Origin of the sequence: Rhizobium sp. 268 (assembly GCF_036571585.1) — a bacterium.
Taxonomy (GTDB): Bacteria; Pseudomonadota; Alphaproteobacteria; order Rhizobiales; family Rhizobiaceae; genus Rhizobium; species Rhizobium redzepovicii.
Window position 1 is genome coordinate 16,731 of the sequence record NZ_JAPPSO010000014.1, and the last position, 25,294, is coordinate 42,024.

General features: G+C 61.9%; 20 protein-coding genes. 10 read left to right on the forward strand and 10 right to left on the reverse strand.

From position 1 onward, the window contains the following. The first annotated feature begins 6 nt into the window (after positions 1-6). The 4 genes from OS035_RS25095 to OS035_RS25110 all read left to right on the forward strand — a co-directional run bounded on the left by OS035_RS25095 (position 7) and on the right by OS035_RS25110 (position 5,098). Positions 7-792 carry a FadR/GntR family transcriptional regulator gene (locus tag OS035_RS25095; RefSeq protein ID WP_097628925.1) on the forward strand — a complete coding sequence of 262 codons (786 nt, stop codon included), beginning with the start codon at positions 7-9 and terminating at the stop codon, positions 790-792. Between the two features lie 165 nt (positions 793-957). Then, positions 958-2,319, forward strand: coding sequence for a bifunctional UDP-N-acetylglucosamine diphosphorylase/glucosamine-1-phosphate N-acetyltransferase GlmU (gene glmU / locus OS035_RS25100; protein WP_131710890.1), 1,362 nt, complete (start codon positions 958-960; stop codon positions 2,317-2,319). A 110-nt stretch (positions 2,320-2,429) separates the two neighbouring features. Beyond that, complete coding sequence (glmS, locus tag OS035_RS25105; RefSeq protein ID WP_331814199.1) at positions 2,430-4,256, forward strand: glutamine--fructose-6-phosphate transaminase (isomerizing); 1,827 nt, start codon at positions 2,430-2,432, stop codon at positions 4,254-4,256. 134 nt (positions 4,257-4,390) lie between these two features. After that, positions 4,391-5,098 carry a DUF502 domain-containing protein gene (locus OS035_RS25110; RefSeq protein WP_097628922.1) on the forward strand — a complete coding sequence of 236 codons (708 nt, stop codon included), beginning with the start codon at positions 4,391-4,393 and terminating at the stop codon, positions 5,096-5,098. Between the two features lie 80 nt (positions 5,099-5,178). Here OS035_RS25110 and recG read toward each other — a convergent pair whose 3' ends face one another. Beyond that, positions 5,179-7,284 carry an ATP-dependent DNA helicase RecG gene (gene recG / locus OS035_RS25115; protein ID WP_097628921.1) on the reverse strand — a complete coding sequence of 702 codons (2,106 nt, stop codon included), beginning with the start codon at positions 7,282-7,284 and terminating at the stop codon, positions 5,179-5,181. Positions 7,285-7,376: 92 nt separating this feature from the next. Between recG and OS035_RS25120 the strand changes: the two genes are divergently transcribed. From OS035_RS25120 to OS035_RS25130, 3 genes are read left to right on the forward strand one after another with little or no spacing between them, the layout of a single operon-like run. Continuing rightward, a complete protein-coding gene (locus OS035_RS25120; protein WP_049735505.1) occupies positions 7,377-7,682 on the forward strand; it encodes an FAD assembly factor SdhE in 306 nt (101 codons plus the stop codon). Next, entirely contained in the window at positions 7,679-11,182 is a 3,504-nt protein-coding gene (mfd, locus tag OS035_RS25125; protein WP_331814200.1) for a transcription-repair coupling factor, read from the forward strand. The genes OS035_RS25120 and mfd overlap by 4 nt, the downstream gene beginning before the upstream one ends. Before the next feature lie 16 nt (positions 11,183-11,198). Further along, positions 11,199-11,666, forward strand: a complete 468-nt coding sequence (locus OS035_RS25130; protein ID WP_097628918.1) for an OsmC family protein — start codon at positions 11,199-11,201, stop codon at positions 11,664-11,666. 29 nt (positions 11,667-11,695) lie between these two features. On the opposite strand, the gene OS035_RS25135 is transcribed toward OS035_RS25130, so the two are convergent. After that, positions 11,696-12,367, reverse strand: coding sequence for a DsbA family oxidoreductase (locus OS035_RS25135; protein WP_097628917.1), 672 nt, complete (start codon positions 12,365-12,367; stop codon positions 11,696-11,698). Between the two features lie 64 nt (positions 12,368-12,431). Next, positions 12,432-14,234, reverse strand: coding sequence for an extracellular solute-binding protein (locus OS035_RS25140; protein WP_097628944.1), 1,803 nt, complete (start codon positions 14,232-14,234; stop codon positions 12,432-12,434). A gap of 283 nt (positions 14,235-14,517) precedes the next feature. Here OS035_RS25140 and OS035_RS25145 point away from each other — a divergent pair, with 283 nt between their 5' ends. Next, positions 14,518-15,183, forward strand: coding sequence for an invasion associated locus B family protein (locus tag OS035_RS25145; RefSeq protein WP_097628916.1), 666 nt, complete (start codon positions 14,518-14,520; stop codon positions 15,181-15,183). Between the two features lie 114 nt (positions 15,184-15,297). Here the strand turns inward: OS035_RS25145 and hspQ are convergent, their stop codons facing one another. From hspQ to OS035_RS25160, 3 genes are all read right to left on the reverse strand, one after another. Beyond that, a complete protein-coding gene (gene hspQ / locus OS035_RS25150) occupies positions 15,298-15,627 on the reverse strand; it encodes a heat shock protein HspQ (protein WP_003539613.1) in 330 nt (109 codons plus the stop codon). A gap of 158 nt (positions 15,628-15,785) precedes the next feature. Next, positions 15,786-17,195, reverse strand: coding sequence for a type I glutamate--ammonia ligase (glnA, locus tag OS035_RS25155; RefSeq protein WP_003559365.1), 1,410 nt, complete (start codon positions 17,193-17,195; stop codon positions 15,786-15,788). Positions 17,196-17,274: 79 nt separating this feature from the next. Continuing rightward, on the reverse strand, positions 17,275-17,613 hold the full coding sequence (locus OS035_RS25160) for a P-II family nitrogen regulator (RefSeq protein ID WP_003539626.1): 339 nt from the start codon (positions 17,611-17,613) through the stop codon (positions 17,275-17,277). Between the two features lie 343 nt (positions 17,614-17,956). On the opposite strand from OS035_RS25160, the gene OS035_RS25165 reads away from it, so the two are divergent. Then, entirely contained in the window at positions 17,957-19,429 is a 1,473-nt protein-coding gene (locus tag OS035_RS25165; protein WP_331814201.1) for an NAD(P)H-hydrate dehydratase, read from the forward strand. Positions 19,430-19,467: 38 nt separating this feature from the next. On the opposite strand, the gene OS035_RS25170 is transcribed toward OS035_RS25165, so the two are convergent. The 3 genes from OS035_RS25170 to uvrA are packed head-to-tail and all read right to left on the reverse strand — an operon-like array spanning position 19,468 to position 23,678. Next, positions 19,468-20,274 (reverse strand): DUF72 domain-containing protein, encoded by an 807-nt coding sequence (locus OS035_RS25170; protein WP_183853531.1) that lies wholly within the window; start codon positions 20,272-20,274, stop codon positions 19,468-19,470. A gap of 24 nt (positions 20,275-20,298) precedes the next feature. After that, positions 20,299-20,760, reverse strand: a complete 462-nt coding sequence (locus OS035_RS25175) for a GNAT family N-acetyltransferase (protein WP_331814202.1) — start codon at positions 20,758-20,760, stop codon at positions 20,299-20,301. Then, positions 20,757-23,678: an excinuclease ABC subunit UvrA gene (gene uvrA, locus OS035_RS25180; RefSeq protein ID WP_097628912.1), complete on the reverse strand. Its 2,922-nt coding sequence runs from the start codon at positions 23,676-23,678 to the stop codon at positions 20,757-20,759. Before uvrA ends, OS035_RS25175 begins: the two co-directional genes overlap by 4 nt. 283 nt (positions 23,679-23,961) lie before the next feature. On the opposite strand from uvrA, the gene OS035_RS25185 reads away from it, so the two are divergent. Continuing rightward, positions 23,962-24,468 carry a single-stranded DNA-binding protein gene (locus tag OS035_RS25185; RefSeq protein ID WP_003586486.1) on the forward strand — a complete coding sequence of 169 codons (507 nt, stop codon included), beginning with the start codon at positions 23,962-23,964 and terminating at the stop codon, positions 24,466-24,468. Positions 24,469-24,552: 84 nt separating this feature from the next. Here the strand turns inward: OS035_RS25185 and OS035_RS25190 are convergent, their stop codons facing one another. Next, a complete protein-coding gene (locus tag OS035_RS25190) occupies positions 24,553-25,200 on the reverse strand; it encodes a MarC family protein (protein ID WP_097628911.1) in 648 nt (215 codons plus the stop codon). Positions 25,201-25,294: the final 94 nt, after the last annotated feature.

The following is a 25,294-nucleotide window of genomic DNA, read 5'->3' on the forward strand; positions in this document are numbered from 1 at the left end:
GATCGCTTGCGCAACAAATTGGACGAGACCCGTAAGACGGGGCGCAGAACCCGGACGAGCCACGCACAGGTGGTCGACGAACTCGGCAAGGAAATCGTCGCCGGCACCTATCCCGTCGGCACCATCCTGCCTGGCGACACCGAGCTGGCGCAGCGCTTCAAGGTGTCCCGTACCGTCTTGCGCGAGACGATGAAGACGCTTGCCGCCAAGGGCATGGTCGTCGCCAAGGCGCGGGTCGGCACGCGTGTGACCGAAAAGAACTTCTGGAACATGTTCGACAGCGAGATCATCGCCTGGCACTTCGATAACGGCGTGACGGAAGAGTTTCTGCTGCAGCTCTACGATATTCGTCTCGCCATCGAACCCTTCGCCGCCGGTCTCGTTGCCGAACGGGCGAATGCCGAGGATATCGAGACGCTGCGCGCGCTGGCGCTCGAGATGGCGGCGAGCGGCCATACCGCCGACAGCCTCGCGCTCGCCGACCTTAACTTTCACCTGGCGCTCGCCGAGGCCTCGCACAATCCCTTCATGCGCACCTTGGGCAGCCTCATCGAAGCGGCCCTCGTCGGCATGTTCCGCATGAGCACGCCGCCATCCGAAAACGGCTTCGCCAATATCGCCGACACCCATATGCGTATCGTTGACGCGATCGTTTCCGGCGACAGCCTTGCTGCGCGCCGCGCCATGGAACTCGTCATCCTGGACGGCCGCCATCATGTGCACGAGGCGTTCGCCGCCCGCGGTTCGGAGACAGTCATCGTGCCGATTTCAGCCGATATCTCACACCTGTAGAGGCTCTGCTCTGTTCCGCGCGCCCCGCGTCTTTTTCGGGGCGCAAAGCACGCCGCAAGACTTTCGATCCACAAAGCGCACTTCCCGAAAATCGATTCCGATTTGAGGAATTATGCAGTATGAGGCAACAAAGCCGCCTCATGGCGCGGATTCGCGGAGCAGATCATGGAACGTACTTGTCTTGCCGTCATCCTTGCCGCCGGTGACAGCACGCGGATGAAATCCTCGAAATCGAAGGTGCTGCATCCGGTCGCCGGACGGCCGATGATCGCCCATGTGGTCGAGGCGGTCGCCTCCGCCGGCATTTCCTCCGCTGCACTCGTCGTCGGCCGCGATGCCGAGGAAGTGGCAAAGGCAGCACACATTGGCGGCGTCGGAATTGAATCCTGCCTGCAGAAGGAGCGCCTCGGCACCGGCCATGCGGTGCTGGCGGCGCGCGAATCGATCGCCAAGGGCTATGACGATATTCTCGTCACCTATGGCGACGTGCCGCTGCAGACCGACGGGCCGTTGAAGGCCGCCCGCCAGGGCCTTGCCGAAGGCAGCGATATCGTCGTCATCGGATTCCACACCGATCGCCCCACAGGCTACGGCCGCCTGCTCGTCAAGGACGGCGAACTCATCGCCATCCGCGAGGAAAAGGACGCGACCGATGCTGAGCGCACGGTGACGTGGTGCAACAGCGGGCTGATGGCGATCAACGGCCGCAAGGCGCTCGATCTGCTCTCGCGCATCGGCAATGCCAATGCCAAGGGTGAATTCTATCTGACCGATCTCGTCGAAATCGCCCGTTCGCTCGGCGGCCGCGTCACCGCCGTCGACGCCCCTGAGATCGAGATGACCGGCTGCAACACCCGGGCTGAGCTTGCCGTCATCGAGCGGTTCTGGCAGGAGCGCCGCCGCCACGACATGATGCTGTCAGGCGTCACCATGATTGCGCCGGAAACGGTCTTTCTGTCCTACGACACCGTCATCGGCCAGGACGCGCTGATCGAGCCGAACGTGGTCTTCGGCCCCGGCGCTGTGATCGACGGCGGCGCCGTCATCCATGCCTTCTCGCATATAGAAGGCGCCCATGTCAGCCAAGGCGCGACCGTCGGCCCCTTCGCGCGGTTGCGGCCAGGTGCCGATCTCGCCAATGGTTCGAAGGTCGGCAATTTCTGTGAGGTCAAGAACGGCCGGATCGGCGACGGCGCCAAGGTCAACCATCTTACCTATATCGGCGACGCCGTTATCGGCGCCGGCAGCAATATCGGCGCCGGTACGATCACCTGCAATTATGACGGCGTCAACAAGGCCGAGACGGTGATCGGTGAAAACGCCTTCATTGGTTCCAACTCCTCGCTGGTCGCCCCGGTGACGATCGGCGACGGCGCCTATATCGCCTCCGGCAGCGTCATCACCGCCGACGTCCCGGCCGATGCGCTGGCGCTCGGCCGTGCCCGGCAGGAGATCAAGCCCGGTCGGGCCACACTGCTGCGCGAGCGCGCGCTCGCCATCAAGGCCGCGAAGAAGGCTAAGGCCTGAAGCCGCTTTGCGTAACCGGCGGAAATTGAAAGTGACCGCCGAGGTGATTGATAACTAAGCGGGAATCGTTAGGACTGGCCTCGATTGTCGGAGCCTTGTGGGGATATTGCATGTGCGGAATTGTGGGGATCGTCGGAACTCAGCCTGTTGCCGGGCGACTGGTCGATGCGCTGAAGCGTCTCGAATATCGCGGTTATGATTCCGCCGGTGTCGCCACCATCCATGAGGGGGTGATGGATCGCCGCCGCGCCGAGGGCAAGCTGTTCAATCTGGAAAAGCGCCTCGACGCCGAACCGCTGCCAGGCCTGGTCGGCATTGCCCACACGCGGTGGGCGACGCACGGCGTTCCCAATGAAACCAATGCCCATCCGCATTTTGTCGAAGGTGTCGCCGTTGTCCATAACGGCATCATCGAGAATTTCTCCGAACTGCGCGACGAACTGACCGCCGAAGGCGCGGTCTTCGAAACGCAGACCGACACCGAGGTCGTCGGCCAGCTGATGGCGAAATACCTGCGCGAGGGCCTGGAGCCGCGCGCCGCCATGCTGCAGATGCTGAACCGGCTGACCGGCGCCTATGCTCTCGCCGTCATGCTCAAGGCCGATCCTGGTACGATCATGGCCGCCCGTTCCGGCCCGCCGCTTGCCGTCGGTTATGGCCGCGGCGAGATGTTCCTCGGTTCGGATGCGATTGCGCTCTCGCCCTTTACCAACGAGATCACCTATTTGGTCGACGGCGACTGCGCCGTCATCACACGCGACAGCGTCGCCGTTATCGACTTCGCCGGAAAGCCGGTCAAGCGCTCTCGCCAGATCTCGCAGGCGACCGCCTATGTCGTCGACAAGGGCAACCACCGCCATTTCATGGAAAAGGAAATCTACGAGCAACCGGAGGTGATCTCCCATGCGCTCAGCCATTACGTCGATTTCGCCGAGAACACGATCGGCGCCAATGCCGCTGCGATCGATTTCAAGGCGGCGACCGGCTTGGCGATCTCGGCCTGCGGCACTGCCTATCTCGCCGGTCTCGTCGGCAAATACTGGTTCGAGCGTTATGCCCGCCTGCCTGTCGAGATCGACGTCGCCTCCGAATTCCGCTATCGCGAAATGCCGCTGTCGCCCTCGCAGGCAGCGCTCTTCATCTCCCAGTCCGGCGAGACCGCCGATACGCTGGCATCGCTGCGCTATTGCCGGGACAACGGCCTGAAGATCGGCGCCGTCGTCAATGTCCGCGAATCGACGATCGCTCGCGAATCCGACGCCGTTTTCCCGATCATGGCCGGACCTGAAATCGGCGTCGCCTCGACCAAGGCCTTCACCTGCCAGCTGGCCGTGCTGGCATCGCTGGCGATCGGCGCCGGCAAGGCCCGCGGCACGGTGAGCGCCGAGGAGGAGAGGGCGCTGGTGCGCCATCTCGCCGAAATGCCGCGCATCATGAGCCGAGTGCTGAACCTCATCCAGCCGCAGATGGAAAGCCTGTCGCGCGAGCTGTCGAAATGCAAGGACGTGCTTTATCTCGGCCGCGGCACCAGCTTCCCGCTCGCCATGGAAGGCGCGCTGAAGCTCAAGGAAATCTCCTATATTCACGCCGAAGGCTATGCCGCCGGCGAATTGAAGCACGGGCCGATCGCGCTGATCGACGAGAACATGCCTGTCATCGTCATTGCCCCCTTCGACCGTTTCTTCGAAAAGACCGTCTCGAACATGCAGGAGGTCGCAGCCCGCGGCGGCCGCATCATCTTCATAACCGACGAGGCCGGTGCGAGCGCCTCGAAACTGCCGACCATGGCGACGATCACCCTGCCTGTGGTCGACGAAATCATCGCACCGATGATCTTCTCGCTGCCGATCCAGCTGCTCGCCTATCACACCGCCGTCTTCATGGGCACGGATGTCGATCAGCCGCGCAATCTGGCGAAATCCGTGACCGTGGAATAAGCCCGCAACGACCTGATCTTCGCGCCGAAACATATTGTGCGACGCCCCGAATTCTGGCAGTTTTACCAGGCGGACAAGGGGGAAGGGCCGGCGTTCCGGCCTGTCCAGGACCGAGATGGAGTTCATCAGGCGAGATGACCGACAACACCCCCAGAATGCCGGTCGCGACCCGGCTGAGGAATAATTTTCTTGCAGGCCTGATTATCTGCGCGCCGATCGCGATTACCATCTGGCTGACCTGGACCTTCATCCACTGGTCGGATAGCTGGGTCAGGCCCTATATTCCGGCGCGCTGGAATCCGGAAAGCTACCTCAATTTCGCCATTCCCGGATTCGGCCTGCTGACCGCCGTCGTGCTGATCACCGTTGTCGGCTTCCTCGGCAAGAACCTCATCGGACAGAGCATCGTTCGTTTCGGCGAATCGGTCGTTCAGCGCATGCCGCTGGTGCGCACCGTCTACAGAAGCGTGAAGCAGATTTTCGAAACCGTGCTGAAGGAACAGGCGAACTCCTTCAAGAAGGTCGGCCTCATCGAATATCCCAGTCCCGGCCTCTGGGCGCTGGTCTTCATCGCCACCGACGCCAAGGGCGAGATCGCGTCGAAGTTCAACGACATGGGTCAGGATATGGTCGCCGTCTTCCTGCCGCCGACGCCGGTGCCGACGGCGGGTTTCCTGGTCTTCGTGCCCCGCGAAAAGATCGTCCTTCTCGACATGAGCCCGGAAGACGCCGCCAAGTTCCTGATCTCGGGCGGACTCGTCGCCCCCGAGCACAAGCCTTCCGAACCGAAGCAGAAGCATCTGCCGCGGCCGAAGCCCGTAGCGGTTTCCAAGGCGGATTGATGCATGTCGCCCAAAAGTGTTTGGCGGTTTTGGGATAACGACATGCATGGAAGGAAGATTAAAGTGCGCCGCGGCGCGCTTTATCCAGCTCTCAAGAACCGGATCGCCTCGTCGCGACGGAAGAGATAGAGCAGGGTGCGGATCGCCGTTCCTCTGTCGCCGGTGAGCTCCGGATCGCGCTCGATCAGATAGGCGGCATCCTTGCGGGCGATTTCCAGGAGGTCGGCATGCGCCTCGAGGCTGGCGATGCGAAAGCCCGGCGTGCCGGACTGGCGCGTGCCGAGCAGCTCGCCTTCACCGCGCAATTTCAAGTCTTCCTCGGCGATGCGAAAACCGTCTTCGGTCTCGCGCATGATCGAAAGCCTGGCGTGGCCGGTTTCGCCGAGCGGGCCCTTGTAGAGCAGGATGCAGGTCGAAGCCTCGTCGCCGCGCCCCACGCGGCCGCGCAACTGGTGCAATTGCGCCAGGCCGAAGCGCTCGGCATGTTCGATCACCATGATCGTCGCATCCGGCACGTCGACGCCGACCTCGACGACGGTGGTGGCGACCAGAAGCCGGGTCTCGCCGTTCTTGAACGCCATCATCGCCGCATCTTTTTCCGGCCCGCTCATCCGGCCATGGATGAGGCCGATATCGGGGCCGAGCGTGGCAACAAGTGTTGCATGCCGCTCCTCGGCCGACATCAGGTCGAGCTGCTCGGATTCCTCGACCAGCGGGCAGATCCAGTAGGCTTTCTTGCCCTCGGCAAGGGCACCCTGCAGCCGCCCGACGATTTCGCCTGTCCTTTCCATCGGCACGGTGATCGTCTGGATCGGCTTGCGGCCGGCCGGCTTCTCAGTGAGCTTGGAGACGTCCATGTCACCGAAAGCGGCAAGCACCAGCGTACGCGGGATCGGTGTCGCCGTCATCACCAGCATGTGCGGCGAGATGCCCTTGGCAGTCAATCTCAAGCGCTGATGCACGCCGAAACGGTGCTGCTCGTCGACGACGGCCAGCATCAGCTTGGCGTAAGCGACGCTGTCCTGGAACAGCGCATGCGTGCCGATGACGATCTGTGCGGCGCCCGAGGCAATGCGTTCGAGGATCTCCTCCCGTTCGCGCCCCTTGGTGCGGCCGGTCAGGACCTCGATGCCGAGGCCGGCGGAGGCAGCGAATTTCGAGATCGTCGCGTGGTGCTGCCGCGCCAGAATTTCGGTCGGCGCCATCAGCACGGCCTGGCCGCCGCTTTCGATCACCGCCGCCATCGCCATCAGCGCCACCAGCGTCTTGCCGGAACCGACATCACCTTGCAGCAGCCGCAGCATGCGCTCGGCGCCTGCCATGTCCTTCAAAACCTCGGCGATCGCCACGTTCTGGCTAGATGTGAGCGAGAAGGGCAGGGACTTCAGGATCTTGGCGCTGACTTTGCCCGTCGCCTGCACCGGCTGGCCCGCCACCTTGCGCAGCCTCTGGCGCACCAGGCTCAGCGATAGCTGGCCGGCGAGAAACTCGTCATAAGCAAGCCGCCGTCGTGCGGGGGCCTGCGGATCGATATCGGCGGGGTCGCGCGGCTCGTGCAGCATGTGGAAACTGTCGCGGATCGACGGCAGGCCTTGCTTCTGCGCCAGCGCCGGGTCGATCCATTCCGGCAGCTCGGGAAAACGCGGCAGGGCGGCATCGATGATCTTGCGCAATGTCTTCGGCGAGAGCCCTGCCGTGAGCGGATAGATCGGCTCGACCAGCGGCAGGTTCTCCGCCTCGTCAGCCCTGACGATGTAGTCCGGATGCACCATCGAGGCGCGGCCGTTGAACCAGTCGACCTTGCCGCTGACCGTCACCTCGGCATCGACAGGCAGCTGTTTTTCCAGCCAGGCTGCCTGGCCGCGGAAGAAGACCAGCGTCAATTCGCCGGTCTCGTCATGCAGAAAGACCCGGTAGGGCACATTGCTCTTGCCACGCTGCGGCACCTGGTGGCGATCGACGCGGGCGGTGATCGTGACGATCGCGCCCTGCGGCGCGCGGGCGATCCCCGGCTGATTGCGCCGGTCGATCAGCGAAAAGGGCGCATGGAAGAGGAGGTCGATGACCCGACAATCCTCCGCCGTCTCGCGCCCGAGCAGCTTGATCAGCAGCTCGGCGATCTTCGGGCCGACGCCAGGAAGGCCCGAAATGGGAGAAAACAAAGGATCGAGAATGGCGGGGCGCATGCGGCCAAAATGCGATGAACAATGCGGCCTTGGCAAGGCTGACAAGCCGCTTTCCAGGGTCTATAGAGGCGCATCAACAGGAAGGTAATGCCATGACAGGTGTCACGCTCACGAGTGCCGGTCTCGACCCGCGCCGCCGCCGGATCCTTTTCCGCTGCTGGCATCGCGGCATCCGCGAGATGGATCTGGTCTTCGGCCAGTTCGCCGAAGCCGAGATCGCGACGCTTTCGGAAGCCGAGCTCGACGAGTTCGAGACGATCATGGCTGAGGAAGACAATGACCTAGTCCGCTGGATCATGGGAACATGGCCTGTTCCCGAGCGTTTCCAGACACCGATCTTTGCCCGCCTTGCCGCCTATACGCCCGATTTCGACAAGCCCCTCAGGACGCCGGAATGATCCCTGGTTTTGATGCCAAGAAGCTTGCGGCCATTGCCGAGCCGCTGACGATCGGCAATGTGCCTGTCGGCCTCGAACCGCTGCTGCTGGCCGAACTCGCCCGGGCGGGAGAGCCGGTTGCCTATGTCATATCAGACGGCCACCGCATGGCCGATCTCGAGCAGATGCTGGGCTTCGTCGCCCCCGATATTCCGGTTCTCACCCTGCCGGCTTGGGACTGTCTGCCCTATGACCGCGTTTCGCCGAGCGCCGATACCTCGGCCCGCCGGCTTGCCGCACTCGGTGGCCTCATCGCCCATCGGAAGAAGCCGCATGCGGCGATCGTGCTCGTCACCGCCAATGCCATGCTGCAGAAGGTGGCGCCCCAGGATGTGATCGAAAGTCTGAGCTTTTCGGCCCGTCCCGGCAATCAGTTGCGCATGGACGATCTTGCCGGGCGCCTGGAGCGCAACGGCTTCGACCGCGTCGCAACCGTTCGCGAGGTCGGCGAATATGCCGTGCGCGGCGGCATTCTCGACGTCTTCGTGCCGGGTTCTGAAGAACCGGTCCGCCTCGATTTCTTCGGCGATACGCTGGAATCGATCCGCAGCTTCGATCCGGCCAGCCAGCGCACGACCGGCCAGGTGCGCTCCCTCGATCTCAATCCGATGAGCGAGGTGACGCTGACGCCGGATACGATCAGCCGCTTTCGCAAGAATTATCTCTCGGCTTTCGGCGCGACGACGCGAGACGACGCGCTCTATCTCGCCGTCTCCGAAGGCCGCCGTTATCCGGGCATGGAGCACTGGCTGCCGCTCTTCTACGAGAAGCTCGATACCGTCTTCGATTATCTCAGCGGCTTCCGTGTCGTCACTGACAACACGGTGCGTGAGGCAGCCGAGGAGCGCTCCAAGCTGGTTTTCGATTATTACGACGCCCGGCTGAATTCCGCTCAGCCGGCCAAGGGCCAGATGGCGCAGGGCACGCCGTACAAGCCGGTGACGCCGGGCCAGCTTTATCTCGACAGCAAGCTTTTCGCCAAAACCCTCGACGCGCTCGGCGCGATCCGCATCAGCCCCTTCAACGAAATCGAAGGCGAGGCGCGCCGCGTCGTCAATATCGAGGCCCGCCAAGGCCAGCGCTGGGCTCGCTCGAATGCCGAAGGCGGCGGCGATGCCGAGCGCATCAACATTTTCGACGTCGTCGTCAAACATATTGCCGACCGCCGCGCTGCCGGCGCGAAGGTGCTGGTCACCGCCTGGACTGAAGGCTCGCTGGAGCGCCTGCTGCAGGTGCTGAACGAACACGGCCTGGAAAAGGTCAAGCCGATCGAGGCGCTGAAGGATCTCGGTTCGCTGGCGAAAGGCGAGGCGGCCGCCGCGGTGCTCAATCTCGAATCCGGATTCGAGGCGGGCGATCTCGTCGTCATCGGCGAGCAGGATATTCTCGGCGACCGCATGGTGCGGCGCTCCAAGCGCCGCAAGCGCGCCGCCGATTTCATCGCCGAGGTTGCCGGCCTCGACGAGGGCTCGATCGTCGTCCACGCCGAACACGGTATCGGCCGCTTCATCGGGCTGAAGACCATCGAGGCCGCGGGCGCGCCGCATGCCTGCCTCGAACTGCAATATGCCGACGAGGCGAAACTCTTCCTGCCGGTCGAAAACATCGATCTTCTCTCGCGATACGGTGGCGAGGGTACCGAGGCGCAGCTCGACAAGCTCGGCGGCGGCGCCTGGCAGATGCGCAAGGCCAAGCTGAAGAAGCGCCTGCTCGACATGGCCGATGCGCTGATCCGCATCGCCGCCGAGCGGCTGACGCGCCACGCGCCTGTTCTGACGACGCCGGACGGCCTCTACGACGAATTTGCCGCCCGCTTCCCCTATGATGAGACCGAGGACCAGGACAACGCCATCGACGCCGTCCGCTCCGATCTCGGCGCCGGCCGGCCGATGGACCGTCTCGTCTGCGGCGACGTCGGCTTCGGCAAGACGGAAGTGGCGTTGCGCGCCGCCTTCGTCGCCGCGATGAACGGCGTCCAGGTTGCCATCGTCGTGCCGACGACACTACTCTCCCGCCAGCATTTCAAGACCTTTTCCGAGCGGTTCCGCGGCCTGCCGGTGCGCATCCAGCAGGCCTCACGCCTGGTTGGTGCCAAGCAGCTGGCGCTGACCAAGAAGGAAGTCGCCGAAGGCAAGACCGATATCGTCGTCGGCACGCATGCGCTGCTCGGCGCCGGCATCAAATTCGCCAATCTCGGCCTGCTCGTCATCGATGAGGAGCAGCATTTCGGCGTCAAGCACAAGGAGCGGCTGAAGGAGCTGAAGAGCGACGTGCATGTGCTGACACTGTCGGCGACGCCGATCCCGCGCACACTGCAGCTGGCCATGACCGGGGTGCGCGAATTGTCGCTGATCACCACACCGCCGGTCGACCGCATGGCGGTGCGCACCTTCATCTCGCCCTTCGACAGCCTGGTCATCCGCGAGACGCTGATGCGCGAGCACTATCGCGGCGGCCAGAGCTTCTATGTCTGCCCGCGGCTGGCCGATCTCGCCGATGTGCATGCCTTCCTGCAGTCCGACGTGCCGGAGCTGAAGGTCGCCGTCGCCCACGGCCAAATGCCGGCCGGCGAACTCGAAGACATCATGAACGCCTTCTATGAAGGCCGCTACGACGTGCTGTTGTCCACAACCATCGTCGAATCCGGCCTCGACGTGCCGACAGCCAACACGCTGATCGTCCACCGTGCCGATATGTTCGGTCTTGCCCAGCTCTATCAGCTGCGCGGCCGCGTCGGCCGCTCGAAGGTGCGCGCTTTCGCGCTCTTTACCCTGCCTGTGAATAAGGTGCTGACGGCGACGGCAGACCGGCGGCTGAAAGTGCTGCAGTCGTTGGATACACTCGGTGCTGGTTTCCAGCTCGCCAGCCACGATCTCGATATCCGCGGCGCCGGCAACCTGCTCGGCGAGGAGCAGTCCGGCCACATCAAGGAGGTCGGCTTCGAACTCTACCAGCAGATGCTGGAAGAGGCGGTCGCCGAGGTCAAGGGTGTCGACGAGATCCACGACACCGGCTGGTCGCCGCAAATCTCCGTCGGCACGACCGTGATGATCCCTGAGGGCTACGTCCCCGACCTGCATCTGCGCATGGCGCTTTACCGCCGCCTCGGCGAAATCACCGAACTCAAGGAAATCGACGGCTTCGGCGCCGAGATGATCGACCGTTTCGGCCCGATGCCGATCGAGGTCCAGCATCTCCTGAAGATCGTTTACATCAAGTCCCTCTGCCGCACCGCCAATGTCGAAAAGCTCGATGCCGGCCCGAAGGGCGTCGTCGTGCAGTTCCGCAACAAGGAATTCCCCAACCCGGCCAACCTTGTCGGCTATATCGGCAAGCAGGGCGCCATGGCGAAGATCCGCCCCGACCACAGCCTGTTCCTGACTCGCGACCTGCCGACCCCGGAAAAGCGCTTGCAGGGCGCTGCTGTTATCATGACGCAGCTGGCCGAGATGGCGAAATAAACAAAGGGAGACTGAGATGGCGACATACGGCGCGACGATCGCCTGGCAGCGCAACGGCGAGACCTTCACCGACAATCGCTACAGCCGTGCCCATCGCTGGACCTTCGACGGCGGCATTGAGCTGCGTGCATCCTCGTCGGCCCACGTCGTTCCGCTGCCTTATTCGGCCGAGGACGCCGTCGATCCGGAGGAGGCGTTCGTCGCCTCGCTCTCCAGCTGCCACATGCTCTGGTTCCTGTCGATCGCCGCAAAACGGCGCTTCTGCGTCGACAGCTACACCGACGCCGCCGAGGGCGTCATGGAAAAGAATGGCGAAGGCCGCCTTGCCATGACCGTGGTGACGTTGAAGCCGCATGTCGTCTTCAGCGGCGAGAGACAGCCCTCGTTAAGCGAACTCGAAAACCTGCACCATCACGCCCACGATGAATGTTTCATCGCCAATTCGGTGACGACTGAGGTGCGTTGCGTTCCGGTTCTGGGGTAAAGCGGGACCATTTCAGGCCATGCCGCCGGTCAGTTGAGTCCCGATCGCGCCTCGGCCTTTGCCTTGGCGATATCGCGCAGCGCATTCGCCAGCACATCGGGTGTCTGCGCGCCGCTGACGGCATATTGCTGGTCGAAGATGAAGAACGGCACGCCGTTGACGCCCATCTCCTGCGCCGCCTTGATCTCGGCGACGATCAAATCGCGATCGGCATCGGAGGCAAGCAGCGAGGCGATGACCGAGCGGTCGAGGCCGGCCTTTTCCGCGATGTCGAGCAGCACCGCGTGGTCGCCGACATTGCGGCCATCCTCGAAATTCGCCTTGAACAGGGCGTCAACCACCTTGTCCTGCTTCTCGCGTCCTTCGATCATCGCCCAGTGGATCAGCCGATGCGCATCGAGCGTGTTCGGGCCGATATTGATCGCCTCGAAATCGAAGGCGATTCCGACCTCGCGGCCCAAATCGGTCAGCATCTTGTGTGCCTGCGCCACGCGCTCCTCGCCGCCAAGCTTCTCAGCCAGCGCCTTCTTTTGGTCGACGCCCTCTTTGGGATAGTCGGGATTGAGCCGATACGGCCGCCAGTTGATGTCGACGCCGATTTCGTCCTGCACCTCGGCGATGGCGAGTTCCAGCCGCGCCTTGCCGAGATAGCACCAGGGGCAGACGACATCCGAGACGACGTCGATGGTGATACGCTCCATGATGATTTTCCTTATTTTGTGCGTCTCCGAAGGGAGACATAAAGGCCGGGTGGTTCGGCTGCATCTACTGCGCGCTTGTATCCCACCATACAGGCAGCTGATAGCCATTGAGCGGCACGCTGTCGGGACGGCCGATGCGCTTGCTATGGGCCACCCATTGCTGGTCGATATGGTAGAGCGGCAGCACGTAGTGGCCGGAAAGTAGCAGCCGATCGTAGGAGCGCACCGCCGCGGTGAAATCCTCAGCCGAGCGCGCCCTGAGCAGGTGGTCGATCAGCGTGTCGATGTCGGGATCATTGGCGCCGGCAAAGCTGTCCGTACCCTCGCGCGTGCGCGCAGCCGAAGACCAGCGGCCGAGCTGTTCGTTTCCGGGCGACAGCGACGAGGTGTAGGACTTCATGATCATATCGTAGTCGAAACTGTTCGTTCGGCTCTGATACTGCGAATCGTCGACGGTGCGGATCGAAGCGGCGATGCCGATTGTCTGCAGCGAACGCTGATAGGCGATGGCGAGTTTCTCCTGATCGGCATTCTGCGTCATGATCTCGAAGGCGAGCTGGCGGCCGGAGGCATCCAGCATTTTGCCGCCCTGGATCGTATAACCGCCCTGTTTCAACAACCCGACGGCTTGCTTCAGCACATCGCGGTCGCGGCCGGAACCGTCGGTGACCGGCAGCTTGTAGGTGCCATCGAGAATCGCGGGTGCGATTTTGTCCTTGATCGGTCCGAGCAGCGCGAGCTCGGCCGCATTGGCGGAAACGCCGAAACTCGAAAGCTCGGAATTCTGCCAGAAACTCTGCGTGCGTTTATAGGCGCCGGAATAAAGATTCTTGTTTGCCCATTCGAAATCGAACACCAGCGACAGGCCCTCGCGCACCTTGGGATCGGCAAATATCTGCCGGCGCGTGTTGAACACGAAGCCGAGCATGCCGCTCGGAAGTTTCGGCGTGAATACGTCCTTGACGACGGCGCCAGAAGTGACCGCGGGGAAATTATAGGCGTTGGCCCAATGGCCGGGATTGCCGTCGGGATAGACGTCGACATCGCCCTTCTTGAAGGCCTCGAACAGCGTCGTGTCCTGCAGGAAATACTGGACGGTGATCTGATCGTAATTGTCGGTGCCGACCTTGGAGGGAATGTCCTTGCCCCAGTAATTCGGGTCGCGCTCATAGGTGATGCTCTCACCTGGTTTGACCGTCTTCACCTTGTAGGGACCGGAGCCCACCGGCGGTGTCAGCGACGAACGGTCGAAGGTTTCCGGATCGATCGCATGTTTCGGCAGCACCGGGAAAAGACCGAAAATCAGTGGCGTCTCGCGGTCGGCCTTGTCATTGAAGGTGAATCGCACGCTGTTTTCGCCGACCTTTTCCATCTTGGCGACGACGTTGAGGCGGTTGGCGAAGGGCACGCGGCCCTTGTCGCGCATCAGTTCAAAGGTGAACATCACGTCCTCAGGCGTCACCGGCTGGCCATCGGCCCATTTCGCCTTCGGATTGAGGTTGAACTGGATGAAACTCCTGTCCTCGTCCCATTCCACAGTCTCGGCCAGCAGGCCGTAGAGCGTGAAAGGCTCGTCCCTGGAGCGCTGCATCAGCGATTCGTAGACGAGATTGCCATATTCCGGATCCCACATGCCACGCGCCGTCGTGCGCATGCTTTTCAGGATGAACGGGTTAAGGCTGTCGAACGTGCCGACGACGCCATAGGTGATCTTGCCGCCCTTCTTCACGTCGGGATTGACGTAAGGGAAGTGTTTGTAATCAGCCGGCAAGGCCGGTTCGCCATGCATCGCGATGCCATGCAGCGGCTCGGCGGCAACAGCGCCGCACAGCAGCGAGAGGACGAAGGGGACGACGATCCGGAGCATTCGGCAATCCTTGCGGCCACGAAAACGGGCATGATTCACCGCGGAGATTATCATGGGGTCGAGCGATTCCAACACGAAGCGGCGATTTCTTTGGCATCGCGACGAAATGCTCCTCAAATGGCCAAAGAAAAGCTGGATATCTTGAACGCTGCGATGTAACAGGTGAACCCGAAGTTTCGGGGTCATGCATTTGCCTTATTTTTTTAAGAGGTGGGTGCCGAACGACCCGAGGTTGGGGCGGCAAGTCGCTGTCTCGAACGGATATCAGGAGACGGAATTCGTTATGATGTTCAAGTCTGAAAAGAAAATGCGGGCAGCGCTGTCCGTTCTGGCAGTGATGTTCGGCGCCGCTTCGGCTCCGATCTCCTCCTTCGCACAGGATGCTGCGGCACAGGCTCCGGCCGAGGGCCAGGCGCAGGCCGCCGGCGCGCCCAAGCTCGGCTGGTACAAGACCTGCAGCAAGCAGGAAGACAACGACATCTGTGTTGTCCAGAACTTGATTCTCGCCAATGGCGGCCAGCTTGTCACGGCCGTTGGCCTGATCTCGGTCTCCGGCAAGATCAACCGTAAGCTCCTGCAGGTGTCTGTTCCCACGGCACGCCTGATCCCCCCGGGCATCATCATGCAGATCGACGGCGGCAAGGGCCAGAAGCTCGACTACGCCGTCTGCCTCCCGGATAAGTGCACGGCTGAAATTCCGCTGACCGACGCGATGATCGCCAGCCTCAAGAAGGGCAGCGACGTGATCTTCACGTCAATCAACTTCCGCCGCGCCCCGAACCCGATCAAGATTTCGCTCGAAGGCTTCACCGGCGCTTATGACGGCGAACCGGTTTCCGAATCGAAGCTCGCTGAAAGCCAGCGCAGCTTGCAGGAAGGCATGCAGAAGAAGGCCGAGGAGGCCCGCAAGAAGCTGGAAGACGCCCAGAAGGCTGCCAAGGCGCAGTAATCCTGCCGCCGCCATATCGAATAGAAACCCGGCTTCGTGCCGGGTTTTTTTGTGTCAAAAGAAAAGGCCTCGCTGGGAGAGGCGAGGCCTTGTTGTTTGATCGGCGCCTTTGATTTAGTGGGCGAAGCTCATCTTGGGTTTGAACTGCCCTGACGGGGCCTGATCGAAAATCTGGTAGATCTGTGGGTTGCGAAGCGGCGTGCCGCTTTCGTCGTTCATCAGGTTCTGCTCGGAGACATAAGCGACATATTCGCTTTCGTCATTTTCGGCGAGCAGGTGATAGAAGGGCTGGTCTCTGCTCGGGCGCACCTCGGCCGGAATGGAATTCCACCATTCCTCCGTATTCGCGAACTCCGGATCAACGTCGAAGATGACGCCGCGAAACGGGAAAACCTTGTGCCGGACCACTTCGCCGATACTGAACTTTGCTACTCTTTCTTTCATGGTACGACTTCCTTTCATCACCAAATCTGGTGATTGGTGCCGCGCAAATCAAGATTTTTGCGCAAGCGCGTCACATGAACGTCATATCCTCCAGCTGGCGTCCATGACCCTGGGAGGGGAAAGCCCCGGCAGTCCGGGGCTTTCCGTGTTCAGGCCGATCAGGCCGAATAGTACATGTCGTATTCGACAGGATGCGGCGTCATTTCGAAACGCATCACCTCTGCCATCTTCAGTTCGATGAAGGCATCGATCTGGTCGTCGTCGAACACGCCGCCGGCCGTCAGGAACTTGCGGTCCTTGTCGAGACTTTCGAGGGCTTCACGCAACGAGCCGCAGACGGTCGGAATCTTCTTCAATTCCTTCGGCGGCAGGTCGTAGAGATCCTTGTCCATGGCCTTGCCGGGATGGATCTTGTTCTTGATGCCGTCGAGGCCGGCCATCAGCATGGCGGCGAAGGCGAGATAGGGGTTGGCGGTCGGATCCGGGAAACGGACTTCGACGCGCTTGGCCTTCGGGTTGGTGCCGAACGGAATGCGGCAGGAGGCTGAGCGGTTGCGGGCCGAATAGGCAAGCAGAACCGGTGCCTCATAGCCCGGGACGAGACGCTTGTAGGAGTTCGTCGACGGATTGGTGAAGGCGTTGATCGCCTTGGCATGCTTGATGATGCCGCCGATGTAGTAGAGGCAGCTCTCGGAAAGACCGGCATATTCGTCGCCGGCAAAGGTCGGCTTGCCGCCCTTCCAGATCGACTGGTGCACGTGCATGCCCGAGCCGTTGTCGCCGAAGATCGGCTTCGGCATGAAGGTCGCCGTCTTACCATAGGCATTGGCCACCTGGTGCACGACGTATTTGTAGATCTGCATCTTGTCGGCGTTGCGCACCAGCGTGTCGAACTTGATACCGAGTTCGTGCTGGGCGGCGGCGACTTCATGGTGATGCTTTTCGACGACGACGCCCATTTCGGATAGAACGGTCAGCATTTCCGAACGCATGTCCTGGGCGCTGTCAACAGGCGGAACCGGGAAATAGCCGCCCTTGACGCGCGGGCGATGGCCGAGGTTGCCGGTTTCGTAATCGGTGTCGTCATTCGACGGAAGTTCGGTCGAATCGAGCTTGAAGCCGGTATTGTAAGGATCGGCCTTATATTTGACGTCGTCGAAGACGAAGAATTCGGCCTCCGGGCCGACGAAGATCGTATCGCCGATGCCCGATGCCTTGAGATAGGCTTCGGCCTTCTTGGCGGTGCCGCGCGGATCGCGGTTATAAGCTTCGCCGGATACCGGATCGAGAATATCGCAGACGATGACCATGGTCGACTGAGCGAAGAACGGGTCCATATGCACCGTCTCGGTATCGGGCATCAGCACCATGTCAGACTCGTTGATGGCCTTCCAGCCGCCGATCGAGGAGCCGTCGAACATCACGCCGTCAGCGAACATGTCCTCGTCGACGCAGACAACGTCCATCGTCACATGCTGCAGCTTGCCCTTCGGGTCGGTGAAGCGCAGATCGACGAACTTTACGTCGTTCTCCTTGATCTGCTTCAGAATTTCGCTTGCGGTCGCCATTAAATACCTTCCTCCGATTTACGATGACAATACATGGCTGCGCTGACCGTATCGAACTTTGCGCGCTTGGCAAAGTGGGTCAGATGGCGTCGATGCCGGTCTCGCCGGTGCGGATACGGATAACCTCTTCGACGTTGGAGACGAAGATTTTTCCGTCGCCGATGCGGCCTGTCTGCGCCGCCTTGCGGATCGCGTCGATGACGGCTTCCGCGTTCTCATCGGCCAGCACCACTTCGACTTTCACCTTCGGCAGGAAATCGACGACGTATTCTGCTCCGCGGTAAAGTTCCGTGTGACCCTTCTGACGGCCGAAGCCCTTGGCTTCCGTGACCGTGATACCTTGCAGGCCGACTTCCTGAAGAGCTTCCTTCACTTCGTCCAGCTTGAAAGGCTTAATGATCGCTTCGATCTTTTTCATGAGAAAATGTCTCTCCGCTTCTCCCGTTATGGCAGGAATTTTCCCGCTCGCCGGATATGATGCAGATATCGTGCCAGTTTGAAATCCGTCTTGTTAAAAAAATCCACGGATTTTGCCGAAACCGCCGCATTTGCCGAGAGTCTGATGTCGATTTGGTGACAAAACAGTCGCGAAACTCCACCCTTCGATCAAAATCATATCGAAAATCCGAAAAAACTCATGTTTAAGGAGTCCTGCAAGTGCGTCCGTGCAAGATGAAAAGATAGGCAAATGCACAAAATTGGTTCTTTTCTTTATCATTTCAGGCGGTTGTTTTTTAGGCGTTTTTCGATTGAATAGGCCGATGAGCCACCAACTGTCCGACCTTCTTCTCACTCCTGCCGAGATGGCCGCCGTCGACACCGCTGCAGCCGCATCCGGTATCGATTCTTTTGGCCTGATGGAAAGGGCAGGTGCGGCGGTTGCGGCTGCAGCCCTGCGCCTTCATCCCGGAGCCTTGCGCTTCGTCGTGCTCTGCGGGCCGGGCAACAATGGTGGCGACGCCTATGTCGCCGCACGACATCTGCAGGAGGGCGGGGCTCCAATGGCGCTCTTCCATCTTGGTGATCCCTCCAGGCTGAAGGGCGATGCGGCCCGCGCGAAAGCCGGATGCGCGTTGCGGGGCGAACCGCTCCACCTCTATAGTCCCAAAAGCGGCGACGTCGTTATAGACGGCCTGTTCGGTGCGGGGCTTAGCCGAGAGGTGCCGGCCGATGCCCGCACTGTGATCGAGCGGATTGCCGAGGCCGGTCTCCCCGTGCTTGCCATCGACCTGCCCTCCGGCCTGGACGGCCGTACCGGCCGGGTGCTGGGAGCCGCCTTCCGGGCCAGCAACACCATCACCTTCATGACTCGCAAACCCGGCCATCTGCTGATGCCGGGCAGGGAGCTGTGCGGTGAGTTGGAGGTCTTCGACATCGGCATTCCCGCCCGCATCATTAGGGCCGAGGCGAGCGGCGTCATCGCCGAGAACAGGCCGGATGCCTGGAAGGGTGTGCTGCCCACCGAGCAGCTGGAAACCCACAAATACCAGCGCGGCCATCTGGTCGTCTTCTCAGGCGAGGCCGATAAGACGGGCGCCGCGCGCATGTCGGCGATCTCGGGCCTGAAGGCGGGGGCCGGCTTGGTGACGATCGCGGCCCCTCATGCGGCGATAGCCGCCAATGCTGCGCATCTCACCGCCGTCATGCTGCATGCGATCGATGATGCGGCCGATCTCGAAGACTGGCTCACCGACAAGCGGCTGCAGACCTTCGTTCTCGGCCCTGGTTTCGGCATCGGCGCCAGGGCGCGCGCCTTCGTCTCGGCGCTCGCCGAACGCCGGCTGGTGCTTGATGCCGACGGCATCTCCTCGTTCAAGGATGATCCGCAACAGCTTTTCGAACTTTTCGGCGGTGAGCCGCGCCTGGTGCTGACGCCGCATGAGGGCGAATTTTCGCGGCTCTTTCCCGATATCGGCGGCGACGATGCGCTGGGGAAGGTGGACAAGGCCTTAGCCGCAGCCCGCCGCGCCAACGCCGCGATCGTCTATAAAGGCGCCGATACCGTCATCGCCGCGCCGGACGGCCGCGCGCTGATCAATACCAATGCACCTGCCTGGCTTGCCACCGCCGGCTCCGGCGACGTGCTCGCCGGCATCATCGGCGGATTGCTCGCCCAGGGCCTGCCGGCCTTCGAGGCCGCGGCCGCCGGCGTCTGGCTGCATGGAGAGGCCGCCCACCGTGCCGGCAAGGGGCTGACGGCGGAAGACCTCGCGGCTCACGTCTTGCCACTTTAGCCCAATCGGCGCATAGCCACTCCGAGCTCCGAGCTGGCTTACTTCGCCAGCAGTTTCTGCAGGGCCATCGCTCCATGCGGCGCATTGACCTTGCCCTCATGGATCATGAAGGCGAAAACGTCGCGCGGCTCGGCCTTGACCTTGCGATCCCCGTCGATCAGCGGCAGATCGTCAGGAACCTTGCCTTCGGCCCAGGTCTCGAGCCGGTCCGCCCAGGCCTTCAGGTCCTTGTCGGGGTAGCAGGTTGCAATATCGTCCGATCCTTTCTGCAGCCTGGCATAGACGAAATCGGCCGTGACGTCGGCGATCATCGGATATTCGAAATGTTCGGCGCAGACAGGCGCCACGCCGTATTTGGCAAGCAGCGCCACGAACTCCGGCACCTTGAAGGAATCATGGCGTACCTCGACCACGTGGCGAAGCGCCAGCCCATCCTGCTTTTCCGGCAGCAGCTTCAGGAAGGCCTCGAAATCGTCCGGATCGAATTTCTTCGTCGGCGCGAACTGCCAGAGCAGCGGTCCGAGATGATCGCCAAGCTCGCTGATTCCGGATGACAGGAAGCGTTGCATCGATTCACCGGCTTCGGCCAGCACTCGCCGATTGGTGACGAACCGGGTCGCCTTCAGTGAAAAGATGAAACCGTCGGGCACGTCGGCTGCCCATTTGGCAAAGACCGCCGGCTTCTGGGTGCTGTAATAGGTGCCGTTGACCTCGATGACATTCAGCTGGCGGCTGGCATAGTTCAACTCGTCCTTCTGTTTCAGGTCATCGGGAAAGAAATGCCCGCGCCAGGGCTCGAAGGTCCAGCCGCCGATGCCGGTGCGGATAGTGCCGGATTTCGTCATGTCGTCCTCCCCATTCGCAGCCGCTCAGGCTGCGTTGATCTGTTTCGCCATGTCAACGAGGGTCCATCCTGGCCGAGAAGGGTTCGGCCGGCGACCCGTTTCCTGAAACCCGAAGGCGCTATAAAGCGCGATATTCCGCTCCATGAGCGCATTCGTATAAAGCCGGATCTGCGGCTGCGCCCATTCGCGCGCTTTGGCTTCTAGCCAATGGAGTATCGCCAACCCATGCCCGCCACCCTGAAAGGCCGGTGACACCGCGATGCTGAACAGCAAGAGGTGATCCGAATGCCGCTCGACGACCACCAGGCCGGCCGTTTCGCCGCCGACCTCGCGCAGCCAGACCTCGCCGCGTTCGATTCGCGGCGTATAGTCTTCCGTCACCGGGATCGGCGGAGCGCCGAAGAGCTCGGTATACGGCCGATAGGCGGCCGCCGTCAGCGTCGCGACCCTTTCCAGATCATCGGGCGACGCCGGCCTCATCGTCATTCCGCCGCAACCGCCTTCTTCGCCGGCCGCCGCTCCAGCAATTCCTTGAGGAACTGTCCGGTATAGGAGCGCTTCTCCTTGACGATCGCCTCCGGCGTGCCGAACGCCACGATCTCGCCGCCGCCATCGCCGCCTTCGGGGCCGAAATCGAGCACCCAGTCGGCCGTCTTGATCACCTCGAGATTGTGCTCGATTACCACAACAGAATTGCCCTGGTTGACCAGTTCGTGCAGCATTTCGAGCAGCTTGGCGACGTCGTGGAAATGCAGGCCGGTCGTCGGTTCGTCTAGAATGTAGAGCGTGCGTCCCGTCGAGCGCTTCGACAATTCCTTAGCGAGCTTGACGCGTTGCGCCTCGCCGCCGGAAAGCGTGTTCGCCTGCTGGCCGACCTTGATGTAACCGAGACCGACATCCTTCAGCGCCTGCAGCTTGTCGCGCACTGCCGGCACCGCCGCGAAGAAATCGACGCCTTCCTCTACCGTCATGTCGAGCACGTCGGCGATCGACTTCTGCTTGAAAGTGACGTCGAGCGTCTCGCGATTGTATCGTTTTCCGTGGCAGACGTCGCAGGTGACGTAGACATCGGGCAGGAAGTGCATTTCGATCTTGATGACGCCGTCGCCCTGGCAGGCCTCGCAGCGTCCGCCCTTGACGTTGAAGGAGAAGCGGCCCGGCTGGTAGCCGCGTGCTTTTGCTTCCGGCAGGCCGGCGAACCAGTCGCGGATCGGCGTGAAGGCGCCGGTATAGGTCGCCGGGTTCGAGCGCGGCGTGCGGCCGATCGGCGACTGATCGATATCGATCACCTTGTCGATATGCTCGAAGCCGTCGATGCGGTCGTGGTCGGCGGGGTTTTCGCGTGCGCCCATGACGCGGCGTGCTGCCGATTTATAGAGCGTCTCGATCAGGAAGGTGGATTTGCCGCCGCCGGAAACCCCGGTCACTGCCGTGAACACCCCGAGCGGGATTGCCGCCGTGACGTTCTTCAGATTGTTGCCGCGCGCCCCGACTACCTTGATCTCGCGGCCCTTTTTCTGCTTGCGGCGCTCGTGGGGTACGGGAACGCCGAGTTCGCCGGACAGATATTTGCCGGTCAGCGACTTCGGATTGTCCATGATGTCCTGCGGCGTGCCGTGGGCGATGACCTGGCCGCCGTGAATGCCGGCGGCCGGGCCGATATCGACGACGTCGTCGGCCGTCATGATCGCGTCCTCGTCATGTTCGACGACGATGACGGTGTTGCCGATGTCGCGCAGGTGCTTCAGCGTGTCGAGCAGCCGGGCATTGTCGCGCTGATGCAGGCCGATCGACGGCTCGTCGAGCACGTAGAGGACACCCGTCAGCCCCGAGCCGATCTGCGAGGCCAACCGGATACGCTGGCTTTCGCCGCCCGACAGCGTGCCGGAATTGCGCGACAGGCTCAGATATTCCAGGCCAACATCGTTGAGGAAGCGCAGCCGGTCGCGGATTTCCTTGAGGATGCGCACGGCGATTTCGTTCTGCTTGGCGTTGAAGCTTGCCGGCAGTGTCTCGAACCAGTCGCGGGCGACGCGGATCGACATACCGGTCACTTCGCCGATATGCAGCGTGTCGATCTTCACCGCCAGGGCCTCTGGCTTCAGGCGGAAGCCGTTGCAGGACGGGCAGGGGGCCGCCGACATGAAGCGCTCGATGTCTTCGCGCGCCCAGGCGGAATCGGTCTCCTTCCAGCGGCGCTCGAGATTGGTGATGATGCCCTCGAAATTCTTCTGCGTCGTATAGGAGCGGGCGCCATCGGCATAATGGAATTCGATCTTGTCCTCAGTGCCGTTGAGAATGACGTCTTTGGCCTCGTCGGAAAGATCGTTCCAGCGGGTGCCGAGCTTGAAGCCGTAATGTTTGCCGAGCGCCTCCAGCGTCTGGTTGTAATAGGGTGAGGTCGACTTGGCCCAAGGGGCGATCGCGCCGTCACGCAGCGTCCGTTCGGGCTCGGGCACGATCAGATCCGGATCGATCTTCTGCTGGGCGCCGAGGCCGTCGCAGGTCGGGCAGGCGCCGAAGGGATTGTTGAACGAGAACAGCCTGGGCTCGATCTCGGGAATGGTGAAGCCGGAAACCGGGCAGGCAAATTTCTCCGAAAACAGCACGCGCTCATGCGTCTCGTTCAGCGACTTGTTGGCCGAGCCGCCGGCCGAGGTCTCTTCCGGCGGCAGCGGCTTGTCGGCAAATTCGGCAACTGCCAGCCCGTCAGCGAGCTTCAGGCAGGTCTCCAGGCTGTCGGCCAGGCGGGCGGAGACATCCGAACGCACGACGATACGGTCGACCACCACGTCGATGTCGTGCTTATATTTCTTGTCGAGTACCGGCGCCTCAGCGATCTCGTAGAACTGCCCGTCGACCTTGACGCGCTGGAAGCCCTTCTTCATCAGCTCCGCCAGTTCCTTCTTGTATTCGCCCTTGCGCCCGCGCACGAGCGGCGCAAGAATATAAAGACGGGTGCCCTCACCGAAATCGAGGATGCGGTCGACCATCTGGCTGACGGTCTGGCTCTCGATCGGCAGGCCGGTCGCCGGCGAATAGGGAACGCCGACGCGGGCAAAGAGAAGGCGCATATAGTCGTAAATCTCGGTGACGGTGCCGACCGTCGAGCGCGGGTTGCGCGAGGTGGTCTTCTGCTCGATCGAGATCGCCGGCGACAGCCCGTCGATCTGGTCGACGTCGGGCTTCTGCATCATTTCGAGGAACTGCCGGGCATAGGCCGACAGGCTCTCGACATAACGGCGCTGGCCCTCGGCATAGATCGTGTCGAAGGCAAGCGAGGACTTGCCGGAGCCCGAAAGCCCGGTCATGACGATCAGCTTGTTGCGCGGCAGATCGAGATCGATGCCCTTGAGATTGTGCTCGCGCGCGCCGCGGATGGAGATCGTCTTCAGTTCGCTCATCGTCTCAGCTTGGTCCTTTGGGATAACAGCCCTTATTTAGTGATGCCGACCGGCGAGTCGAGGCTGAATGTCCGCAACACCGAAGGTTTTCGATTCTGTTGACAGGATCATAAGGATAAACTAGAACAAATAAAGAACAAAATTCCTGATGGATGCATGCGGCGTTCTGATGGATAAACATGTGGATTAAATGCCGCCCATGCGCATCGGCGGTCCGTGATGGTTTAAGGTGCGCCGATCGATTGAAACGCCGCCGGGCAGGGCGGCAGGCAGGGTGAGAAGCATGGCTGGTAGCGTAAACAAGGTAATTCTGATTGGAAACGTCGGTGCGGACCCCGAAATCCGCCGCACGCAGGATGGCCGGCCGATCGCCAATCTCCGTATCGCGACCTCGGAGACCTGGCGTGACCGCAATTCCGGCGAGCGCCGTGAGAAGACCGAATGGCACACGGTCGTCGTCTTCAACGAAGGCCTTTGCAAGGTCGTCGAGCAATATGTGAAGAAGGGCGCCAAGCTCTATATCGAAGGCCAGCTGCAGACCCGCAAATGGCAGGACCAGCAGGGCCAGGACCGCTACTCGACGGAAGTGGTGCTGCAGGGCTTCGGTTCGACCCTGACCATGCTCGACGGCCGCGGCGAAGGCGGCGGTGCAAGCTCCGGCGGCGGCCGAGGCAGCAGCAACAATGATTATGGCGATGACTACGGCGCCCCGGCTCCCTCTTCATCACCGAGCCGCGGCGGTGGCGGCGGTAATTTCTCGCGCGATCTCGACGACGACATCCCGTTCTGATCAACCGCTTTCCCGGCTCTGTAGACTATCCGAGAGCATGATGCCTTTGATGGCGTCATGCTTTTTTTCTTTGGTTTGCGCCGTTCAGTGCGGTGTCGCGCTGATCAGATTGAGCGCCGCCTTTGCGCCGTCGACGACGAATTGCACCGCTAGGGCGGCGAGGATGACGCCGAGGAGCCGCGTCAGGATCGCCCGGCCGGTGACGCCGAGGAAGCGGTCGAGCCTTTCGGCAATCAGCAGCATGAGGAAGGTCAGCAGCAGATTGGCGGCGATGACGGCGATGAACTGGGCTTTTTCGACGGAGGTCGGCAGCGTGCCGGCAAGCAGGATCGTCGCCGAGATCGCGCCCGGGCCGGCGATCAGCGGCAAGGCGAGGGGAAAAACGGCGATATTTTCGATATGATCCTTGGTGACGGCAGCTTCGGTGGCCTTCTCCTTGCGCTCCTGCCGCCGCTCGAACACCATCTCGAAGGCGATCCAGAAGAGCAGCAGCCCGCCGGCGATGCGGAAGGCGCCGATCGAGATCCCGAGCACGCCGAGCACGCTCGCGCCGAACAGCGCGAAGACGGCAAGGATGATGAAGGCGATGGTCGAGCCGCGCAGCGCCACCTGCGTGCGCTGGGCGCGGCTCATGCCGGTCGTCAGCCCCAGGAAGATCGGTGCGAGCCCCGGCGGATCGATGGTGACGATGAGCGTCGTGAAGGCGTTGATCAATTGGTCGGCGCTTGCCATCGTCCCTCGAAAACCCCATATAGCCGCATGGTTTTTATGCGTGGTTTTTGTGATTGTGAAGCGGCGATTCCGATTTGGCAAATATCCCGCGGCG